Genomic DNA, 20,242 nt, shown 5'->3' with positions numbered 1-20,242 from the left:
TCTATTCGGCGTCTGGCTGATTGGACGGTTGGGCCGCATCAAAGGCGGGGTGTTCCATGCAGGTTTCAAATATTTTCATGAGCACCGGAAATCCGTCCAAGGGGCATTTCAGCCGCTTTGCATTGAAAATTTGGGGCACCAGACAAATATCGGCAAGCCCCGGCAGATCACCATGACAGAATTTTCCAGTCGCAGCATTTTCCACCAACTGATTTTCAAAGGTCGACAGGCCAAGATCGACCCAATGGCGGTACCACGCATTGCGGTCATCATCGGGCTGGTCCATTTTGGTTTTCAAATAATTTAAGATGCGCAAATTGTTCACGGGGTGGGTGTCACAGGAAATGATTTGAGCCAACCCACGAACCCTGGCCCGGTCCGCCGGAGAAACGGGCAACAAAGGGGGTTCAGGCTGGGTTTCATCCAGGTATTCAAGGATTGCCAGCGATTGGGTCAACACCACATCGCCATCGGTCAGAACCGGAACCAGTTGCTGATGATTAAGCTGGGTAAACGCTTCAGAAAACTGTTCACCGCCATCGCGGGTCAGATGGATGGTGGCCCGCTCTACCTCAATGCCTTTGAGATTCAAGCCAATCCGCACCCGGAAACTTGCCGAGGATCGAAAGTAATCATAAAGCTTCATTTTTTTCTCCCTGCCCATAACATCAGGGCACATGGTTCAAACTAAATATAATATGCCTTCAACGGTGGAAACCCATTGAAGCCCACCGAACTATAGGTCGCAGTATAAGCACCCGTTGCAAGAATACGAACCCGATCACCGATTTTAAGATCAAGGGGCAAAAGATACCCTGCCTGATCATAAAGAATATCCACCTCATCACAGGTTGGCCCAGCAATCACCACCGGCCCCTTGAAACCATCATCATGATCGGTTTCAATTGAATAGCGGATACATTCACCCATGGTTTCGGGCAGACCGCCAAATTTGCCAATATCGAGATAAACCCAGCGGCGTTCATCATCGGCGCTTTTCTTTGATATCAGCACCACTTCTGTCTCGATAACACCCGCATCCCCAACAATAGAACGCCCCGGCTCCACCCAGATACGCAGGTTATGGTCGCCAAAATGATGCTCAAGCGCATGCCGAATGGCAGCACAACTTTCCACCTCGTCCACGACATCTTCGCGGTAACGGATTGGCATCCCGCCCCCTAGATTGAGCATGGAAAGTCTCACCCCTGCTTGTTCCAGTTCGACAAACAACTGATGAACCTCCCCAAGGGCGATATCCCATTGGCGAACATCGGTCTGTTGCGAGCCCACATGAAAGGAGACGCCATATGGATCAAGCCCCAATTTTTGGGCCTTGATCAAAAGGTCACGGGCCATTTCGACATCACAGCCAAATTTTCGCGACGTCGGCCATTGCGCCCCCGCATTGGTCATAAGCAGCCGGCAATACACCTTTGAACCGGGGGCAGCGCGGGACAGTTTTTGCAATTCCTCTATGCTGTCAAAGGCAAACAAACGAATGCCATGGGCAAAGGCTTCAGCGATATCGCCTTCTTTTTTGATGGTATTGCCGAAAGAAATCCGTTCATGAACCCCTTTTTCAAGGGCCATCAACTGTCTAATTTCATAAATGCTGGCAACGTCGAAACTGGCCCCTTCATCCATCAAGGCCCGGATGATTTCAGGCGCCGGGTTTGCCTTCATGGCATAGAAAATTTCAGCCCCCGGAAGGTTCTGGCGCAAGCTTGCATAATGATCGACAACCCTATCCACATCGACAACCAGACACGGTGTTTCCGGATTTTGCGAGGCGAGAAATTGCTGGATTTTATCGTTCATTGATGGCCATCCAAAAACAGGGCCGCAACGCTGTTGCCAGCCTGCTTCCAACCAGACAGCTTAGATCATTCCCGCAAGTGGCGAAGATGGGTCGGCATAAAGTTTCTTGGGCATACGCCCGGCAAGGTATGCAAGCCGGCCGGCCTCTATGGCAAACCGCATGGCCTTGGCCATGGCAATGGGGTCTTTTGCCTCGGCAATGGCCGTGTTCATCAACACCCCATCACACCCCAGTTCCATGGCAATGGCCGCATCTGATGCGGTGCCGACACCGGCATCCACTAAAACGGGGACATTGGCATTTTCCTTGATAATGCGGATGGTAACCGGGTTTTGGACGCCCAACCCGGAACCAATGGGTGCCGCAAGCGGCATAATGGCAACGCAGCCCATGTCTTCCAATCGTTTGGCCTGAATCGGGTCATCGGCGCAATAGACCATAACCTTGAACCCTTCCTTGACCAGTATCTCTGTCGCTTTCAAGGTTTCGGGCATGTCTGGATAAAGGGTTTTCTGATCCCCCAGAACTTCCAGTTTAACAAGATCCCAGCCCCCGGCTTCACGGGCAAGCCGCAGCGTACGAACAGCGTCGTCGGCGGTAAAACAGCCCGCAGTATTGGGAAGATAGGTATAGCGTTTGGGGTCTACGTAATCGACCAGCATCGGCTGGGTTGGATCACTGACATTAACGCGCCTGACCGCAACGGTAACGATTTCAGCACCACTGGCCTCAATGGCTTGGGCTGTTTCTTCAAAATCCTTGTACTTTCCCGTTCCCACCAGCAATCGGGAACCATATTGCACCCCGGCAACCTCTAGCGCATCCGCGCTTTTGGTCCCACCATCATCGGCACCGCCACCAATAAAGTGAACAACCTCCAGCTTATCCCCGCCCGAAAGCGGCGTTGCGTCATAGCAAGACCGAGGCAAAATTTCGCGGTTCAATTCTACGGCAACCTTGCGGGTATCAACCCCCAGGCTTTCCAGCAACGCCTTGACCGTCTGGCCTTCGCCGAAAGCATGTTCTTCCCCATTGACGGTGATCTGATGGTCCATCTGTATCCTGCCCTGATGTGCTTTTTGGCCCCCACGACATGCCGGGGCTTCTGCCCATGATCATAAACCATGATGCGCCCAAGGCAAAGAACCCACGACAAGCAGGGTTAATCTGGAAACAAATGTATTATGAGGGGTGGAAAACGCTAATTACCCGACGGTCAGCGTATTCAGAAGGTAGATGACGAACAAACCACCGCCAACAATAACCGCCAACAGCAAACATGCTGAAACTGCTTGGTGGGCCATGCCTTTTTTGGGCTTCGGTTTAGGCTTTGCCTTGGGGGGTGGTGCCGGTATTTTTGAAGCAGCAGCCTGCTTGGCACGGGTTGCCTTATTAATTTTATCGGCTTTGTTTGAACGATATATCGTGCGGGTACCGCCTTGCTGACTTTCGTCATCAAAGGTTTCCTCAACCACACGAACAGCGGGGAAACGACTGGAATGGTCCACCCGCTCTGCCTCCATCAATGCAAGATCACGATCATCGAAGACTGAATCTATCTTCCATGTCCCTGATCGGTATGTGTGGATCTCAAAGACCCTTAATAATGCCACTACCCAATCCCCTACTCTTCCAATGGCTCTACGTCTGGAGCCGTAATGCGACAATTTGCACCGCCCATTACCGAGTCAACATTCACACCGTCTGAAGACAGTGGCAGAAGAATGCTCCGGTACAAAATTTCATTTCCATCCGCATCAATGAACTCACCGCCATAGGTGACGGGAATTTGACGCTTGATCACTTCATTCAAGTAGCTGGTCGAATGACCAAGGATTGTATTATCCCCGACCTCACCAACAGAAACACCGACCACAGGCCCGCTATGGAATTCCACATGCCAATCGCCAACGGTTTCAAACGAATTGCCCTCGTCACCGTCAACCTTGATGATAAAGCTGTAATCCCACATATCAGGGATTGCACTGCCATCGATATCTTCGGGCAATGGCATGTCATTATCACCACACACATCTCGCCAATACGATAGCAACCGTAAAACAAGACGGCGTTCCCTTGGATCATTCGTCTCGGCAGAGCGACGCTCTAACTGGTCTGTGGTTTCACTCAAAGTGTTATCCTTCATGCATTAAATGCTTTTGCCATATGATAAGAGCCAAAAACTGGTTAAATACAGGTAAAGAGAATAATTATCTGAAAATATATTTTTTTCTCATTTTGGTGAAAACCCGCGATCTTTGGGCATATTTGCACCGTTGCTACAATCGGGCACCGTGCTATAAACCCCATAGTGCAAAATAATGGCCAAATTGATGGCACAAATTGACGGTAAGCGCACGAACGGGGATGCGGCAATGAGCTGTAACATTCTGATCTTAAATGGCCCCAACCTCAATATGCTGGGCAGTCGGGAAGTCGATATTTACGGCCATGATACCCTTGATGATATCGAGGCAAAGGCCAAGGCACACGCCCAGCCACTTGGCATCACCATCGACTTTCGCCAATCCAACAGCGAAGCAGACCTGGTTGACTGGATTCAAGAATCCCGCACCGGATTTCACGGCATCATCATCAATGCGGGGGCCTATACCCATACCTCCATCGCAATTCTGGATGCGCTTAAAATCGTAGAGATTCCTGTGGTCGAGGTGCACCTGTCCAATATTTTCCAGCGTGAGGCCTTTCGCAGCGAATCATTCGTATCCCAAGCTGCCAACGGCATGATTGCAGGTTTCGGATCTCAGGGTTATCTTCTAGCCCTTGATGCAATGCAAAAACTGACCAAAAACTGATAGGGGCGGAACAAACACCGTGACAAGAAAACATCCAGTTGACGAAGAACTGATCAAACGACTTTCAGAACTCCTTGATGAAAATGGCCTGACAGAGCTCGAATATGGCGAAGGCAAATGGCATGTTCGGGTATCACGTGCCAGCGGCGGCAGTGCCGTTCATGTGGCAGCGCCCACCAGCAGCGCCACCGATGCGACAAGTGCCGGCAATGCAGAAGAAACATCAGCGGCCAACATTGCATCCCATCCTGGTGCTGTAACCTCTCCCATGGTTGGCACGGCTTACAGCGCGCCTGAACCTGGTGCCCCGGCTTTTATAAAGGTTGGCGATACCGTCAGCGAAGGCCAGACCCTGATGTTGGTTGAAGCCATGAAGACCATGAACCCGATCCGCGCGCCACGCGCAGGATTGGTCGCCCAGATTCTTGTGGGCAATGCTGCCCCGGTTGAATACGGCGAAGTTCTTCTGATTCTAGAATAAAGCCGGGTATCGGAAAACATCATGTTTGAAAAGGTACTGATCGCCAATCGGGGGGAAATTGCCCTTCGCATCCATCGGGCGTGCAAGGAAATGGGGATTGCGACGGTTGCCGTCCATTCCACCATTGATGCAGACGCCATGCATGTGCGCCTTGCTGATGAAAGCGTTTGCATTGGCGAAGCGCCACCGTCACAAAGCTACCTGAATGCCGCTGCCATTTTCTCTGCAGCAACCATCACCAACGCCGATGCCATCCATCCCGGGTACGGTTTGCTGTCAGAAAATGCTGATTTTGCCCAAATGGTCGAAGAACACGGATTCATCTTCATCGGTCCGACCGCCGATCATATCCGCATGATGGGCGACAAAATCACAGCCAAAGACAAGATGATCGAACTCGGCGTTCCCGTCGTGCCGGGGTCTAAAGGAGCTGTGACAGAAGACAAAGTGGCCCGGGAATTAGCAGAAGAGATCGGCTATCCGGTACTGATCAAGGCATCAGGCGGTGGCGGTGGACGGGGCATGAAAGTTGCCAACAATCCGGATGAAATTTCCCATGCATTGTCCACAGCACGCAGCGAAGCCAAAGCCAATTTCGACAATGACGAAGTTTATATAGAAAAATATCTAGGCGCCCCGCGCCACGTTGAAATTCAGGTTATGGCTGATTCCCATGGCAATGTAATTCATCTGGGTGACCGTGATTGTTCACTTCAACGCAGGCATCAAAAACTTCTCGAAGAAGCCCCCTCTCCAGCGCTCAATACTGAAGCCCGCGCTGAAATCGGTGGACGTGTCACCAAAGCCATCAAGAAACTTGGCTATCTGGGTGCCGGAACCTTTGAATTTCTATATGAAAATGGCGAATTCTTTTTCATTGAAATGAATACCCGCCTTCAGGTGGAGCATCCCGTGACCGAAATGATTACCGGGATCGACATTGTGCGCGAACAAATCCGCATCGCTGCAGGATTGCCAATGGCCTACACCCAGGATGACATTGCCTTCACAGGCCATTCCATCGAATGCCGCATCAATGCAGAATCCCCAACCACCTTCGCCCCGTCCCCTGGGCGCATTGGCGACTACCATCCTCCGGGGGGGCTGGGGGTCCGGGTCGATTCCGGTCTCTATGCGGGCTATCAGGTGCCATCCCATTATGACAGTTTAATTTCCAAATTGATCGTTCATGGCAAAACCCGCAACGAAGCCCTGATGCGGCTGCGACGCGCTTTGCACGAATATGTCATCGAAGGCATTGAGACAACAATTCCGCTGCACCAAAGGCTGTGTGAAAATCCTGATTTCGTTAATGGGGATTATGACATTCACTGGCTTGAAAAATTTGTTGGCCTGAAATAATCAGGCCACCCCGCTGTCAATCACCCCGCTGTCAATCAAAGGCCCCCATCAACCATGGACCGTGACGGCATCATCTCTGAACTGACCCCGGAAATCCTGCTGCGTGTTTATGCATCCGGCATCTTTCCCATGGCCGAAGATGCCGATGACCCAACCGTGTTCTGGGTCGATCCCGACCTGCGTGGCATTTTGCCACTGGACGGGCTTCGGGTTTCCAAAAGCCTGCAACGCACCGTCAACCGGAAACGGTTTGACGTCCGCCTTGATACTGCGTTTGACGCCGTTGTAACCGCCTGTGCCACCCCCGGGCCCGGGCGAACGGAAACCTGGATTAATGGCGAAATTCGCAGGCTCTATTCCGGGCTATTTGATCTAGGCCATGCCCATTCGGTCGAATGCTGGAAACCGGGCACCCCCGATAATGGGGGCAAAGATGAACTGGTTGGGGGTCTTTATGGCGTCTGCCTTGGCGGGGCTTTTTTTGGTGAAAGCATGTTCTCAACCGCAACCGATGCTTCCAAAGTGGCGCTTTGTCATTTGGTGGCAAGGCTCAGAAAGGGGGGGTATGTCCTGTTGGATACCCAGTTTGTGACCGATCATCTGACCAGCCTTGGGGCTGTGGAAATCACCCGTGAAGCCTATCACCTGAAACTGGAGCAGGCGCTTTTAATCGATGCCAATTTTTACTGCGGCGACTTGGATGCCGGGGATGGCGGGGATTTGGCATTCAGGCAATCCTTGACCCAGACGTCATAGACGGGGTGTTCCAGTGCGTTCAATGCGGGCGATGATGCGAACATCCAGCCCCGGAACAAAACAATAGGACGTTCCCCGGGACGAACATCAAAAATTTCTAGAAGGGCTGCACTTTCAGGGGTTTCTTCTGGCGGATGTTTGACACAGCGGTGCACCTTGATCTCCAGGGTTCCGAAATGGACCGACTTGGAAAGGGGTGCCTGAATGGGGGAAATCCTGGCTGTTACCTTGTCCAGCCCCTGCAACAGCGCACCGTCTCCTTCAAGGTTCGTGGCTCCTTCAAGGTTCGTGGCCGCTCCGGCCGTGTTCATCAAATAAAAAAAGAACCCTAAAAACAGGATGGCCATGCCAGAAAACCGGGGCATCCTCACCATCATTTGAGCGGGGCGCCAAGGCCTCCGCCAGAACCACCCGCCGGTTCACCTTTGCCCAAGCCATCTTTGGCAGAGAACATCGCTTTGCCAATCAGGTCCATCAGGTTAACCGCACCTTGGGTAATGGTGATCTCTCCGCCATCGGCAAAAACCTTGTCTTCAGCCCCCGGGGTCAAAAGAAGATAGCTTCCCCCAAGCAACCCTTCGGTAGAAACTTCTGCCGATGTATCCACAGGAATTTTAATACTGTGTTCAATGGTCATGGCAACAATCGCCTGATAGGTCTTTGGGTCCAGGGTTTGGTTGGTGACCGAGCCCACCTTGATGCCCGAAAGTTTTACATCGGCACCTTCCTTAAGATCCCCGATGCGATCAAACTTTGCCGTGATTACATAACCGGCAGAGGTCCTGAGAGAGGCATTTGAATAGGCGAATACAATAAACACCGCTGCCACTACCAGAACAACGGCGCCGAGAGCGGTTTCAATCATATTACGCTGCATCTAAAAATCCTTTCACACACCTTTTGGCACCGGCCTTTTGGCGGTGCCCTACATTTATCATGCAGAAACCTTACGGGGTCCAGCGTTCATAATCACCCGTGGCGGGTGCCCGGTGTCCGCGCGTCAACAAAGACCCCGATGGCCGGTAAGCCGACGCAGTCCCCGTCCCGTTGGCCTGATGGGGTTTCTGCCACGGCTTGCGGGCAAGGGTGGACGCATTGGGCACCTGATCGGTGGTGTGGTGAAGCCAGATATGCCACACCGGTGGCACTTTCGAACCTTCTGCATCACCATGATAAAGGACCCAACGGCGTTCACGGCCGTTGTTCTTTGCATGGGTGCGGTTTTTTTCGCGATAGTAGCGGTTGCCGTATTCGTCTTCGCCAACATAGGCGCCACGAAACCAGGTCAAAAGGCGGATACCAAGGGTCATAAAACAAAAAGCCTTCGGGCAAGTTGGTTAAAATGGTCGTCGCGGGAATATGCCACTGGGCGCCCCATCCGTCCAGCCCCGCTATTAAATGCCATGTATGAATAAAATATTATTAAGCCGGCTTTTTCGTAAAATTTTCAGGCCGGCATTTCATCTTCAAAAATTTATACAGCCATTCCATAGGGTTGCTCGACCATTTAAAACCAGCACTTGCACTAAATTTGATCCAACCTCGCCCGGATAAACCACAATATCTTGTGGATCGAGGCCCCTAAAACACAATTTGTTGTTGACACCAACCACCCCCCATATCTAGAGTTTGTAACCTTGTAGTTACCTATATGTAGTCCCTAATTCGAAAAAAGGGGCGCAAACTTGGGGGAAGGACTGCAAGCAGTTCAGTCGATAATCAGGGGTCCGAAGCGTATTACCACGGGGGGCTCGCATAAATTTGGGGGTTTTAAATGCGTATTGCGCGTCATTTTACCAAGGCAGATCAGTCTGCGTATCACGGGATTTCATTCAAGGAATCCACCAGTGAGATTCGCAATCCCGATGGGTCCATCGTCTTTCGGCTTGAAAATTTTGATGCACCGGAACACTGGTCACAGGTTGCCACCGACATCATCGCTCAGAAATATTTCCGCAAAGCAGGCATTGCCGCAAAGCTGAAAACGGTTGAAGAAGAAACCGTTCCTTCATGGTTGTGGCGTTCCATCCCCGATGAAGAAGCCCTGGCAGAATTGCCAGAAAATGAACGTTACAGCGGCGAAACCAGCGCCAAGCAAGTGTTCCGCCGTTTGGCCGGCACATGGGTCTATTGGGGCTGGAAGGGTGGCTATTTCGATGCGGAGGAAGATGCAAAAACCTTCTATGACGAAATGTGCTACATGCTGGCCAACCAGATGGCCGCTCCCAATTCGCCACAATGGTTCAACACCGGCATGCATTGGGCCTATGGCATTGACGGGCCAAGCCAAGGGCATTTCTATGTCGATTTCGAAACCGGCAAAATGGTGGCGTCGCAATCAGCCTATGAACATCCCCAGCCCCATGCCTGTTTCATTCAATCGGTCAGCGATGATTTGGTGAATGAAGGTGGCATCATGGATCTGTGGATTCGCGAAGCACGCCTTTTCAAATATGGTTCAGGTACGGGTTCCAATTTCTCCCAGATCCGGGGCTCAGAAGAACCCCTTTCAGGCGGCGGCCAATCATCGGGCCTGATGAGCTTCCTCAAAATTGGTGATCGCGCAGCCGGGGCCATCAAATCTGGTGGCACCACACGGCGCGCGGCAAAAATGGTCACCATTGATGTCGATCACCCAGACATCGAAAACTACGTTAACTGGAAGGTTGTGGAAGAACAGAAAGTGGCAGCCCTTGTTGCCGGTTCCAAACTAGCCGATATCCACCTCAATGCCGTCATCGCTGCGTGTTGCGACGAAAATGGTGATGTGGCTGGCGAAGATATCTTTGATCCACGCAGCAACAAGGCCCTGAAAAAGGCCATCATTGGTGCCCGTAAATCCCACATCCCTGAAAATTATATCCAGCGGGTGATTCAATTCGCCAAACAGGGATACACGGAAATTGATTTCAAGACCTACGACACAGACTGGGATTCCGAAGCCTATCTCACGGTATCGGGGCAGAATTCGAACAATTCTGTCCGCATCACCAATGATTTCCTGCAAAAAGTTCTGGAAGATGGTGAATGGGAACTGATCCGTCGCACCGATGGCGGCGTGCATAAACGCATCCGCGCACGCGAACTTTGGGACCAGATCGGGTTTGCCGCCTGGGCATCCGCTGATCCCGGGATTCAGTTCGACACCACCATCAATGAATGGCACACCTGCCCCAATTCTGGCCGTATCAATGCATCTAACCCCTGTTCTGAATATATGTTTCTGGACGATACCGCCTGCAATCTTGCTTCCATCAACCTTTTGAATTTCCGCAACCCCGAAGATGGCAGCTTTGACATTCCGGGCTATGAACACACCATTCGTTTATGGACCGTTGTTCTGGAAATTTCCGTGCTGATGGCCCAATTCCCATCCCGCGAAATTGCTCAGCTGTCATACGAATTCCGCACCCTTGGTCTTGGCTATGCCAATATCGGTGGCCTCTTGATGGCCGGCGGCATGGGCTATGATTCTGATGATGGGCGCGCCTTGGCGGGTGCATTAACGGCGATCCTGACCGGCACCTCTTATGCCACATCCGCAGAAATGGCCGAAGAACTGGGTACGTTCCCGGGCTTTGAAGACAATCGCGATGCCATGCTGCAGGTCATCCGCAACCATCGTCGGGCTGCTTATGGTGAAGACAAAGGCTATGAAGGCCTGACCATTAAGCCAGTGCCGCTGGACATTGGAAACTGCCCCGACATCAATCTGGCGGTTGCCGCCGGGCGGGCATGGGACCGGGCATTGGAACTGGGTGAAAAACACGGTTATCGCAATGCCCAGGCATCGGTTATCGCGCCAACAGGCACCATCGGTCTGGTCATGGATTGTGACACCACCGGGATTGAGCCTGATTTTGCGCTGGTCAAATTCAAAAAACTTGCCGGCGGGGGTTATTTTAAAATCATCAACCGCACCGTGCCGATTGGCCTTCGGACCCTTGGCTATAGCGCCGAAGAAATTGAGGCCATTGCCAATTACGCCGTTGGTCACGGAACACTCATGGGTGCGCCCGGGGTCAACCATGATCGTTTGCGGAAAAAAGGGTTCGATGATGCCGTTTTGGCAAAGGTCGATGAAGCCGTGGTATCAGCCTTTGACATCAAATTTGCCTTTAACCGGTATTCCCTTGGTGATGATTTCTGCATGAAGACGCTGGGCCTGACCGATGCAGACCTGAATGACCCAACGTTTGATCTGTTGGCCGCCATCGGGTTCACCCAGGATGATATCGAAGCCGCCAACACCTTTTGCGCCGGTGCCATGACCCTTGAAGGGGCGCCGCATCTCAAAGAAGAACACATGCACATCTTTGATTGTGCCAACCCTTGCGGCAAAAACGGTAAACGCGCGCTGAGCTGGAAAAGCCACATCAACATGTTGGCCGCAGCCCAGCCCTTTATTTCCGGGGCCATTTCGAAAACCATCAATATGCCCAACAGCGCCACCGTTGAAGAATGCAAGGATGCCTATCAAATTTCCTGGCAGTTGGGATTGAAAGCCAATGCGCTGTATCGGGATGGTTCCAAATTGAGCCAACCGTTGAATTCGCAAATTCTTGACGATGATGTTGAAGACACCGAAGAAGCCATCGCCGAAATTGTCGAGTCACCCCAAGCCGAAAAGGCAAAGGTCATCGCTGAGCGGATCGTTCAACGCATGATCTCTGAACGGTCCACCCTGCCGCCACGGCGAAAGGGCTATACCCAGAAAGCCATCGTTGGCGGCCACAAGGTGTATTTGCGCACCGGTGAATATGAAAATGGCACCATTGGCGAAATCTTCATCGACATGCACAAAGAAGGCGCTGCCTTCCGGTCGTTGATGAACAATTTTGCCATCGCTGTTTCCATCGGCCTGCAATACGGGGTGCCGCTGGAAGAATTTGTCGAAGCCTTTACCTTCACCCGCTTCGATCCATCCGGCATTGTTGAGGGCAACGACGCCATCAAAATGTCGACATCCATTCTTGACTATATTTTCCGTGAACTCGCTGTTTCCTATCTTGGACGATCTGATCTTGCCCACGTGGAACCCGCCGATATCCTGCCTGATGCGGTAGGACGGGGGAATAAAGAGGGCAATCTTCCTAATGCCGTTGAAGACGTCCAATTGGAAGCCGCAAAGAGGCTCGCCAGCACCGGGTATGTGCGCTCGAACCTCTATGTCTTACAAGGGGGTGCTGCCACTGCCCGTGAAATTGTCGAAGACACGGTGGTTGGCGTAGAAAGCACAGTTGAGGAAGCCATGGCATCCATTGCCGATGCGGTTTCTGCCCCTTCATCCCTGACCGGTGACGGCTCTGCCAATTCCGTCACCGTCAGTGCCGCCATCACGGCGCATAGCAATTCAAAGCTGGACCTGGTGCGTGAAGCGCGTCTGCAAGGCTATGAGGGCGATGCCTGTGGTGAATGTGGCAACTTCACCCTGGTACGAAACGGGACCTGTCTCAAATGCAACACCTGTGGCAGTACCAGTGGCTGTAGCTAGCGTAAGTTAGTACCTAGTGATGTAGGTTCTCCCTGAAACTTGGGGGTGTCTTCGGGCACCCCCTTCTTTCTTGTCTAAAACCATCAAAGCTACAATCAAACCTGTTGTCTGATAGATGCAAAACAAGGCACCATTAAGACCATGAACCAAAAACACTCTAAAGATATCGATGCACGGCTTCAGGCATTGGGGATCACCCTGCCCAACGCGCCCACCAGTGCCGCCAATTACGTGCCGTTTGTGCAATCTGGAAATCTGGTTTTTATTTCGGGTCAATTGCCCATGGTGGATGGGAAACTCACCTGTGTGGGCCAGGTTGGTGCAGGGGGGGATGATGGCGTTTCCCTTGAGCAAGCCATCGATGCCGCCCGGGTCTGTGCCCTTAACCTGATTTCGCAGCTTAAACCCGCCTGCGATGGTGATCTGGACCGCGTGGTGCGTGTGGTGCGCCTGGGCGGTTTTGTTGCCAGCGATAATAATTTCACCGATCAGCCAAAGGTCATCAACGGGGCATCTGACCTGATGGTCGATATCTTTGGCGATGCGGGCCGTCATGCCCGGGCCGCCGTCGGGGTCAACACCCTGCCCTTAGGCGCGGCCGTTGAGGTTGAAGGCTTGTTCGAAATTAACTGAGGCCGCCATGCCTGATGGGTCCGATGCCATAGATTTTTCGCTGTTGTCCTCTATGGACGATGTTGCGCCCAAAGACTGGGATGCGCTGGCACGCGCCGTGGACCCCACCAATAATCCTTTCGTGACCCACGCCTTTCTAAAAGCCATGGAAGCATCTGGGTGCACCGGCACCGAAGCGGGCTGGATTCCCCGCCATTTGGTAATCCGCGACCAAACAGGGGCGATGATTGCCGCCGCGCCGATGTTCCAAAAAAGCCATTCATATGGTGAATACGTGTTTGATTGGGCATGGGCCGATGCCTATCAACGCGCAGGAGGCGATTATTATCCAAAACTTCTTGTAGCAGCGCCTTTTTCCCCGGTCACAGGACCGAGGCTTCTGTGCGCCCCTGATAGCGCCCCCGGTAGTGATGGCAAAAATATTAAAACCACAATGGGTGCCTTGAAAGAGGTTGCCAAAAAACTGCAGGTTTCATCGCTCCATATTATTTTTCCAACCAAGCACGAATGGGAAATTGCAGGCGAACAAGGATACCTGCTACGCGAAGGCCGGCAATTTCATTGGCAAAACAAAGGCTCTGATGATCAACCCTTTCATGATTTCGATGATTTTTTAAGCGCGCTCTCTTCGCGCAAACGCAAAAACATCCGCAAAGAACGCGCCCAGGCCACGAAAGATGGCGTGGTGATCAAACGCCTGACCGGCAGCGATATTTTGCCCGAACACTGGGATGCGTTTCACAGCTTTTATATGGACACCGCAGCACGCAAATGGGGGCATCCGTATCTCAGCCATGAATTTTTCCACGAACTAGGCGCCAGACTGGCGGACCGTGTCTTGCTGGTCATGGCCTTTCGCGAAGACCTGGCCATTGCCGGTGCGCTTAATCTATTTTCCGATGATGCCCTGTTCGGGCGCAACTGGGGCTGCCTTGAAGACCATCCGTTCCTGCATTTTGAATGCTGTTATTACCAAGCCATGGATTTTGCCATCGAACGTGGCCTAAGCCGGGTTGAGGCCGGAGCCGGGGGCCACCACAAAATCACCCGGGGCTATATGCCCGAAGCCACCTACTCTGCCCACTGGATTGCAGATTCCGGTTTCAGCAACGCCGTCGAACAATTTCTGACCCAGGAACGTCGCGAAGTCGATTCCGAACGCCAAGCCCTTGCCACCCGCGCACCCTTCAAAAAAGACGATAATAACAACCGAGACGGCGCCGCCCCCAGAAGCATTGAAGACGAAGAAGGGTTTTAGATTATTTCCGGACCCAGATGTCGAAGGCGCCGAGCATGCGGGAACCGCCGACTTTGCGGCCCTTTTCATTGACGATAACAATGCGGGCCCGGTCGCGGGCATGGGGTGGGAACGATTGCGACCATTTTTTCCAGATTTGACGCCCCATGCCAAGGCGGATGTCATAGGCAAGGTCGTGCCAGTCTTTTCCAACGCTGATCCGTGCTTCGTAATCAGAAATGCCCCGTTTAATGCTCAGAACAGACCCATCCAGCACGATGGTTTTTATGGCCGTACGCAATTTTCCACGGCGAAAATCGGCGGGTGATTCTATGGGGCTGGAAATGGCGGCAGGGGTTTTCACATCCTGATGTGCGGGTTCAGAGAACATATAATATCCGCCACCCACGGCTAAAACCGCGAGCGTAATGGGCACACTCTTTTTTTTGCCTTTGGGCAATGCCATGAAAACTCCCGTTAAAAATAAATCAGGGCCAACCCTATGGGTCAGCCCTGATTTTTATCAATGATACCCTATTCAACCAGCGCTGGCACCTTGGGATCGCGCTTGGTGATTTGTTTTGGTTTTTTAGGCTTACCCTTTGGTGGCAATGGGGAAATTTTAAAATCAGGCTTGCCGCCCTTGATCGTGACCTTGACGACGCCACCCTTGGCAAGCTTTCCAAACAACAATTCATCAGCCAATGGCCGCTTTATGTTTTCCTGAATCACCCGGGCCAATGGCCGCGCGCCAAAGGCCTCATCATAGCCCTTTTCAGAAAGCCATTTACGGGCATCCGCCGACATTTCGATCTGCACATTGCGATCTGCCAGTTGTTCTTCCAGCTGGATCACAAACTTGTCCACCACCTTGGCAATAATTTCCGGGCCAAGGCCTGCGAAGGAAATAACCGCATCCAGCCGGTTGCGGAATTCCGGGGTGAACATGCGTTTGATCGCTTCTTCATCATCACCGACACGCGATAAACGTTCGAACCCGATCGCTGGCTTGGCCATTTCAGCAGCACCGGCATTGGTGGTCATGATCAAGACCACGTTACGAAAATCGACGGTCTTGCCGTTATGGTCTGTCAATTTTCCGTGGTCCATGACCTGCAACAAAACATTGAACAGATCCGGATGGGCCTTTTCAATTTCATCCAGCAACAGTACCGCATGGGGGTGCTGGTCAATGGCATCGGTCAACAGGCCGCCTTGATCAAAGCCCACATAACCCGGAGGTGCTCCCAACAAACGCGATATGGTATGGCGTTCCATATATTCCGACATATCAAACCGGATCAGCTCTACCCCCATAATCCGAGACAACTGACGGGCAACCTCTGTCTTGCCAACACCGGTTGGGCCAGAGAACAAATAATTGCCAACAGGCTTTTCAGGTTCCCTAAGCCCGGCGCGGGCAAGCTTAATAGAGCTTGAAAGGGCATCGATCGCCTCATTTTGTCCAAAGACGACAGACTTCAGATCACTATCAAGGGTCTTGAGGCTTTCCTTGTCTGAATTGGTAACGGTCTTGGGCGGGATGCGTGCAATTTTTGCAACAATGCCTTCAACGTCTTTTACCGATATAACCTTGCGCCGGCGCGATTCTGGCAACAGCATCTGTGCCGCCCCCACTTCATCAATAATATCGATGGCTTTGTCCGGCAGCTTACGATCATGAATATGGCGTGCCGCCAATTCCACTGCCGCCCGGATGGCATCATTGGTGTAGCGCACCCGATGATGTTTTTCGTAATACGGCTTCAACCCTTTCAGAATTTTAATGGCATCGGGGATTGACGGTTCATTGATGTCGATTTTTTGGAAACGCCTAACCAGGGCCCGGTCTTTTTCAAAATAATTCCGGTATTCCTTATAGGTGGTGGAACCAATACAGCGCAGCGAGCCCGATTGCAGGGCCGGCTTCAACAGGTTGGATGCATCCATAGACCCGCCCGATGTGGCACCGGCACCAATGACGGTGTGAATTTCATCAATGAACAGTATCGCACTCTCATGCTTTTCAATTTCGGACAGCACTTCCTTGATGCGTTCTTCAAAATCACCCCGATACCGCGTTCCCGCCAGCAAAGACCCCATATCCAATGAAAAAATGGTGGCATTAGACAAAACATCGGGCACTTCTTTGTTCACGATGCGACGGGCCAGGCCTTCGGCAATGGCTGTCTTGCCAACGCCGGGGTCACCGACATAAAGGGGGTTGTTTTTGGTGCGTCGACATAAAATCTGGATGGTGCGATCCACTTCCTCGCCACGGCCAATCAGGGGGTCAATTTTACCATCGACTGCCTTTTTATTCAGATCAACACAGAAGGCATCCAGCGCGCTGTCCTTTTTTTCTTCTTTTGAAGAAGAAGAAGAAGAAGATGATGAACGCCGTTCTTCAGATTCGCCCCGAACATTGCGCTCTTCTGAACGCCCAACCTTGGCAATGCCATGGGAAATATAGTTGACCGCATCCAGACGCGTCATTTCCTGTTCCTGAAGGAAATACACGGCATGGGATTCGCGTTCGGAGAACAAGGCCACCAAAACATTGGCGCCGGTTACTTCTTCGCGGCCCGATGATTGAACATGAATGGCGGCGCGCTGCAAAACACGCTGAAAACCTGCCGTCGGTTTGGCTTCTTCGGGGTGTTCCAAAACCAGACTTTCCAGTTCCTCATCCAGATAGCCGCCCAGATCATCGCGAAGGCGATCAATATCAATGCCACAAGCCCGCATAACCGCCAGCGCGTCCTTGTCATCAACCAACCCTAAAAGAAGATGTTCCAGAGTGGCAAATTCATGCTTTCGTTCATTGGCGAGCGAAAGGGCGCGTTGCAAAGTCTGTTCCAGATTACGCGACAACATGAGGCCTACTCCTTTTCAAGGGTACATTGTAGGGGGTGTTCGTGCTTGCGTGCAAAGTCAATTACTTGCGTGACCTTGCTTTCGGCAATTTCATAGGGGAACACACCACAAATGCCCACCCCTCGCTGGTGGACATGAAGCATGATTTTAGTGGCTTCTTCAGTGGCTTTGTTGAAAAACCGCTCCAGAATATAAATGACGAATTCCATGGGCGTATAATCGTCATTCAGCAAAAGAACTTTGTACATGGAGGGTTTTTTGGTCTTGGGCGCGGTTTCAACAATGACCCCGGTATCGCCACCGTTTCCGCCACCATTTCTGCCGGGACCATCATCATCGCCTGCAGAAATTATAGGCATCACAAATTTTTCTACGGCATAAGAAACAGGCCGATTTTCCCCCCGGCTAAACCAGATATTCTCAAATGTGTTCATGTCTACGGTTTGCTGCATTCTCTTCCTATGCACTAAAATCTATATGTTGTGACTGTAACGAAGTCGACCACAATATGTTAGGCCAATCCACCTCAAAATGCCCGTTGATTCGACGCTAATTTCCTTAAAAAACACCGAATTTACCGTCCCTGACCACCAATTCGTAATGATCCTCCTGATCTTTGTCATTTTCATGGCGTTCTTTCAGGCCGTGGGGCGCATTAAAAGCAATCCCGGTCCGATCAATGGGCTTTAAGGCAGGAATAAGCGTCACCTTTGCGAAAGCCTTGGATGGGTGTTCCCAGGCATTGAACCTGAATTTTCCCTTTTCACATGCCATGACCACCCAAAAGAAATGATCAGATCGGACCCGCGTGCCATTGGCGGGCGGGATGTAGAAATCACTCATTGCCAATCTTGACCGAACCCCATTCAGGTCCTTGGTGGTAATCCGATCCCGAAGGGTCACCCCGCGCCACGGTTTCAAAAGATCATCCAGCGGAATGGCTTTTGTGAAATCAGGTGTGCCGCGCACCTGAACCACCAAATCAGCACCAGAAAAATCAGCGGTTATGTCATAGGTACGCACCTGTTCATGCCATGTCGCGTTATAGACGATGCGATACCGGTCTGGCCCACCGCCCCTGCAATACGCCCTGAGATCATCCCCATTGAGATAGCTGAACCAGGAAAAGGCGCGCGTTATCGGATTGTCTTTATCGCCCGGCTGGTAACTGCATGCAGCCAACACCCCAAGCACGGAGACCGCCAAGGTGATCCGCACACATCGCAAGCTGGGCTGAAAAAAGTTGTGCCCATGGAAGCCTTTTAAATTCATAGATCATTTTTACCAAAGAACCCCTAAATGGAGTATGAAAATCGAAGGTAGACAGGAAATGTAGTATTCCCTAGCATGCAGACCCAATTGGAACCGCCTTCTTGAGGGTCATTTGGCGCCTGTGCAATTCTCTCTAATTCATCTGTCAGGCCAAGCCTGTGTGTCGGTCCGCGCCTTTGCGTTGGCCATCGGTGTTTTCTCTCTTCTGGGTGGGATTACGGCTGCCGTCAATCCGGCACAGGCCAAATATGCATCCATCGTCATTGATGAAAAAACCGGACGTGTGTTACATGCCGTCAACCCCGATGGGCGCCATTACCCCGCATCCCTGACCAAAATGATGACCCTTTATCTGACCTTTGAGGCCCTAAAAACCAAGCGGTTGAGCCTTGATGGGACCATCACCATGTCGCGGCGCGCCGCCCGCCAGCCCGCATCAAAGCTGGGCCTAAAAGCCAAGAAAAAAATCACAGTGCGCAATGCCGTCATGGCTTTGATTGTTAAATCAGCCAATGACATTGCATCGGCCATGGGTGAAGAACTGGGCGGAACGGAACGCAAGTTTGGCTATATGATGAGCGCCAAAGCAAAAGCGCTCGGCATGAAAAATACCAGCTTCCGCAATGCCTCAGGCCTGCCCAATCGCCGCCAATTAACAACGGCACGTGATATGGCCACGCTGTTGCGCGCCCTCAAGCGCGATTTTCCGCAATATTATACCTTCTTCAAAGCGCGGTATTTCACCTTTCAGGGCCGACGCCATGCAAACCACAATCGATTGCTGGACCGCTATGCGGGAACCAATGGTGGGAAAACAGGTTACATTCGCGCATCCGGTTTTAATTTGGCTGTTTCTGCTGCCCGATCAAACATCCACTTGATCGGGGTGACTATGGGAACCCGATCCCCGCGCGCACGGGATTTGCACATGATGGGGCTTTTGGAACGCGGTTTTGAAAAGGCCACGGGTGGGCGCTATACCGCCTATGACTACGACCGCAACATCCACGTCACCCGCAAAAAACGACGCATCTACGCCAAAATCAGGGTCCATCGCGCCCGTGGCGCCAGAGGCTATATCCGTCTTTCCCGCCTGACCCCACCCAGACGCCCATCGGAAACACCGATCGTCATAGATCAGGGTTCAGCGCCAGCCCCCAAAAAGGCATCGCCCACCACGCGGGATGCATTGGATAACGGCCCATGGGCCATACAGGTGGGCGCTTTTTCACGCTTTGCCCCGGCCCATCTTGCGGCCAGCAGGGCGCTGCGCAGATTGCCCAGAATGTTGCATGGCACGTTGATGAACATCCGTCCCACCCGTGAAAAATCAGGCGTTGTTTATCGCGCGCGATTGATCGGCCTTGACCGGGATCGTGCCCACAAAATATGCGAACTTCTAAAGACGAAAAATATGAGTTGCGTGCCGATTACCCCGCAGGGGAAAATTGCCAGCATGGCCAAGGCAAAGAAAAAATAGCACCGTCACTTC

General features: G+C 52.1%; 20 protein-coding genes. 8 read left to right on the top strand and 12 right to left on the bottom strand.

Going from position 1 to position 20,242, the window contains the following annotated elements; translation table 11 throughout:
* Position 1 precedes the first annotated feature (1 nt).
* The 5 genes from maiA to HOJ08_04840 form a co-directional block, all read right to left on the bottom strand.
* On the bottom strand, positions 2-646 hold the full coding sequence (maiA, locus tag HOJ08_04860) for a maleylacetoacetate isomerase (GenBank protein ID MBT5672766.1): 645 nt from the start codon (positions 644-646) through the stop codon (positions 2-4).
* 41 nt (positions 647-687) lie between these two features.
* Positions 688-1,821, bottom strand: a complete 1,134-nt coding sequence (locus HOJ08_04855; protein ID MBT5672765.1) for a type III PLP-dependent enzyme — start codon at positions 1,819-1,821, stop codon at positions 688-690.
* 60 nt (positions 1,822-1,881) lie between these two features.
* Entirely contained in the window at positions 1,882-2,877 is a 996-nt protein-coding gene (gene thiS / locus HOJ08_04850) for a sulfur carrier protein ThiS (protein ID MBT5672764.1), read from the bottom strand.
* 150 nt (positions 2,878-3,027) lie between these two features.
* Positions 3,028-3,435, bottom strand: coding sequence for a hypothetical protein (locus tag HOJ08_04845; GenBank protein MBT5672763.1), 408 nt, complete (start codon positions 3,433-3,435; stop codon positions 3,028-3,030).
* Between the two features lie 11 nt (positions 3,436-3,446).
* Positions 3,447-3,953 carry a PAS domain-containing protein gene (locus HOJ08_04840; GenBank protein ID MBT5672762.1) on the bottom strand — a complete coding sequence of 169 codons (507 nt, stop codon included), beginning with the start codon at positions 3,951-3,953 and terminating at the stop codon, positions 3,447-3,449.
* Between the two features lie 244 nt (positions 3,954-4,197).
* On the opposite strand from HOJ08_04840, the gene aroQ reads away from it, so the two are divergent.
* The 4 genes from aroQ to HOJ08_04820 are packed head-to-tail and all read left to right on the top strand — an operon-like array spanning position 4,198 to position 7,237.
* Positions 4,198-4,638 carry a type II 3-dehydroquinate dehydratase gene (gene aroQ, locus HOJ08_04835; protein MBT5672761.1) on the top strand — a complete coding sequence of 147 codons (441 nt, stop codon included), beginning with the start codon at positions 4,198-4,200 and terminating at the stop codon, positions 4,636-4,638.
* 19 nt (positions 4,639-4,657) lie between these two features.
* Positions 4,658-5,119, top strand: coding sequence for an acetyl-CoA carboxylase biotin carboxyl carrier protein (accB, locus tag HOJ08_04830; GenBank protein ID MBT5672760.1), 462 nt, complete (start codon positions 4,658-4,660; stop codon positions 5,117-5,119).
* A 21-nt stretch (positions 5,120-5,140) separates the two neighbouring features.
* Positions 5,141-6,481: an acetyl-CoA carboxylase biotin carboxylase subunit gene (gene accC / locus HOJ08_04825; GenBank protein MBT5672759.1), complete on the top strand. Its 1,341-nt coding sequence runs from the start codon at positions 5,141-5,143 to the stop codon at positions 6,479-6,481.
* 54 nt (positions 6,482-6,535) lie between these two features.
* Positions 6,536-7,237: a leucyl/phenylalanyl-tRNA--protein transferase gene (locus tag HOJ08_04820; protein MBT5672758.1), complete on the top strand. Its 702-nt coding sequence runs from the start codon at positions 6,536-6,538 to the stop codon at positions 7,235-7,237.
* Here the strand turns inward: HOJ08_04820 and HOJ08_04815 are convergent.
* From HOJ08_04815 to HOJ08_04805, 3 genes are all read right to left on the bottom strand, one after another.
* Positions 7,165-7,548, bottom strand: coding sequence for a DUF2155 domain-containing protein (locus HOJ08_04815; protein ID MBT5672757.1), 384 nt, complete (start codon positions 7,546-7,548; stop codon positions 7,165-7,167). The genes HOJ08_04820 and HOJ08_04815 overlap by 73 nt on opposite strands.
* 62 nt (positions 7,549-7,610) lie before the next feature.
* Positions 7,611-8,114 (bottom strand): outer membrane lipid asymmetry maintenance protein MlaD, encoded by a 504-nt coding sequence (gene mlaD, locus HOJ08_04810; protein ID MBT5672756.1) that lies wholly within the window; start codon positions 8,112-8,114, stop codon positions 7,611-7,613.
* Between the two features lie 70 nt (positions 8,115-8,184).
* Positions 8,185-8,547 carry an NADH:ubiquinone oxidoreductase subunit NDUFA12 gene (locus tag HOJ08_04805; GenBank protein MBT5672755.1) on the bottom strand — a complete coding sequence of 121 codons (363 nt, stop codon included), beginning with the start codon at positions 8,545-8,547 and terminating at the stop codon, positions 8,185-8,187.
* A 464-nt stretch (positions 8,548-9,011) separates the two neighbouring features.
* Between HOJ08_04805 and HOJ08_04800 the strand changes: the two genes are divergently transcribed.
* The 3 genes from HOJ08_04800 (at position 9,012) to HOJ08_04790 (ending at position 14,622) form a co-directional block, all read left to right on the top strand.
* Entirely contained in the window at positions 9,012-12,731 is a 3,720-nt protein-coding gene (locus HOJ08_04800; GenBank protein MBT5672754.1) for a vitamin B12-dependent ribonucleotide reductase, read from the top strand.
* Between the two features lie 141 nt (positions 12,732-12,872).
* Positions 12,873-13,364: a RidA family protein gene (locus HOJ08_04795; protein ID MBT5672753.1), complete on the top strand. Its 492-nt coding sequence runs from the start codon at positions 12,873-12,875 to the stop codon at positions 13,362-13,364.
* Positions 13,365-13,371: 7 nt separating this feature from the next.
* Positions 13,372-14,622 (top strand): N-acetyltransferase, encoded by a 1,251-nt coding sequence (locus HOJ08_04790; protein MBT5672752.1) that lies wholly within the window; start codon positions 13,372-13,374, stop codon positions 14,620-14,622.
* Position 14,623: 1 nt separating this feature from the next.
* Here HOJ08_04790 and HOJ08_04785 read toward each other — a convergent pair whose 3' ends face one another.
* The 4 genes from HOJ08_04785 to HOJ08_04770 all read right to left on the bottom strand — a co-directional run bounded on the left by HOJ08_04785 (position 14,624) and on the right by HOJ08_04770 (position 18,750).
* Complete coding sequence (locus tag HOJ08_04785; protein ID MBT5672751.1) at positions 14,624-15,067, bottom strand: hypothetical protein; 444 nt, start codon at positions 15,065-15,067, stop codon at positions 14,624-14,626.
* A gap of 68 nt (positions 15,068-15,135) precedes the next feature.
* Positions 15,136-17,478 (bottom strand): ATP-dependent Clp protease ATP-binding subunit ClpA, encoded by a 2,343-nt coding sequence (gene clpA / locus HOJ08_04780; protein MBT5672750.1) that lies wholly within the window; start codon positions 17,476-17,478, stop codon positions 15,136-15,138.
* A gap of 5 nt (positions 17,479-17,483) precedes the next feature.
* A complete protein-coding gene (gene clpS, locus HOJ08_04775; GenBank protein ID MBT5672749.1) occupies positions 17,484-17,837 on the bottom strand; it encodes an ATP-dependent Clp protease adapter ClpS in 354 nt (117 codons plus the stop codon).
* A gap of 199 nt (positions 17,838-18,036) precedes the next feature.
* Positions 18,037-18,750 carry a hypothetical protein gene (locus tag HOJ08_04770; GenBank protein MBT5672748.1) on the bottom strand — a complete coding sequence of 238 codons (714 nt, stop codon included), beginning with the start codon at positions 18,748-18,750 and terminating at the stop codon, positions 18,037-18,039.
* Between the two features lie 121 nt (positions 18,751-18,871).
* On the opposite strand from HOJ08_04770, the gene HOJ08_04765 reads away from it, so the two are divergent.
* Positions 18,872-20,230, top strand: a complete 1,359-nt coding sequence (locus tag HOJ08_04765) for a D-alanyl-D-alanine carboxypeptidase (GenBank protein ID MBT5672747.1) — start codon at positions 18,872-18,874, stop codon at positions 20,228-20,230.
* Positions 20,231-20,242: the final 12 nt, after the last annotated feature.

This window comes from Rhodospirillales bacterium, from assembly GCA_018666775.1.
GTDB lineage: Bacteria > Pseudomonadota > Alphaproteobacteria > SMXQ01 > SMXQ01 > JABIXC01.
This window is presented reverse-complemented; position numbering and strand designations above follow the sequence as displayed.

Excerpts from the sequence above, each read along its gene's own strand:
- maiA (MBT5672766.1), bottom strand. The coding sequence starts at position 646 with ATGAAGCTTTATGATTACTTTCGATCCTCGGCAAGTTTCCGGGTGCGG.
- HOJ08_04855 (MBT5672765.1), bottom strand. The coding sequence starts at position 1,821 with ATGAACGATAAAATCCAGCAATTTCTCGCCTCGCAAAATCCGGAAACA.
- thiS (MBT5672764.1), bottom strand. The coding sequence starts at position 2,877 with ATGGACCATCAGATCACCGTCAATGGGGAAGAACATGCTTTCGGCGAA.
- aroQ (MBT5672761.1), top strand. The coding sequence starts at position 4,198 with ATGAGCTGTAACATTCTGATCTTAAATGGCCCCAACCTCAATATGCTG.
- accC (MBT5672759.1), top strand. The coding sequence starts at position 5,141 with ATGTTTGAAAAGGTACTGATCGCCAATCGGGGGGAAATTGCCCTTCGC.
- HOJ08_04820 (MBT5672758.1), top strand. The coding sequence starts at position 6,536 with ATGGACCGTGACGGCATCATCTCTGAACTGACCCCGGAAATCCTGCTG.
- HOJ08_04815 (MBT5672757.1), bottom strand. The coding sequence starts at position 7,548 with ATGAACACGGCCGGAGCGGCCACGAACCTTGAAGGAGCCACGAACCTT.
- mlaD (MBT5672756.1), bottom strand. The coding sequence starts at position 8,114 with ATGCAGCGTAATATGATTGAAACCGCTCTCGGCGCCGTTGTTCTGGTA.
- HOJ08_04805 (MBT5672755.1), bottom strand. The coding sequence starts at position 8,547 with ATGACCCTTGGTATCCGCCTTTTGACCTGGTTTCGTGGCGCCTATGTT.
- HOJ08_04800 (MBT5672754.1), top strand. The coding sequence starts at position 9,012 with ATGCGTATTGCGCGTCATTTTACCAAGGCAGATCAGTCTGCGTATCAC.
- HOJ08_04795 (MBT5672753.1), top strand. The coding sequence starts at position 12,873 with ATGAACCAAAAACACTCTAAAGATATCGATGCACGGCTTCAGGCATTG.
- HOJ08_04790 (MBT5672752.1), top strand. The coding sequence starts at position 13,372 with ATGCCTGATGGGTCCGATGCCATAGATTTTTCGCTGTTGTCCTCTATG.
- HOJ08_04785 (MBT5672751.1), bottom strand. The coding sequence starts at position 15,067 with ATGGCATTGCCCAAAGGCAAAAAAAAGAGTGTGCCCATTACGCTCGCG.
- clpA (MBT5672750.1), bottom strand. The coding sequence starts at position 17,478 with ATGTTGTCGCGTAATCTGGAACAGACTTTGCAACGCGCCCTTTCGCTC.
- clpS (MBT5672749.1), bottom strand. The coding sequence starts at position 17,837 with ATGCCTATAATTTCTGCAGGCGATGATGATGGTCCCGGCAGAAATGGT.
- HOJ08_04770 (MBT5672748.1), bottom strand. The coding sequence starts at position 18,750 with ATGAATTTAAAAGGCTTCCATGGGCACAACTTTTTTCAGCCCAGCTTG.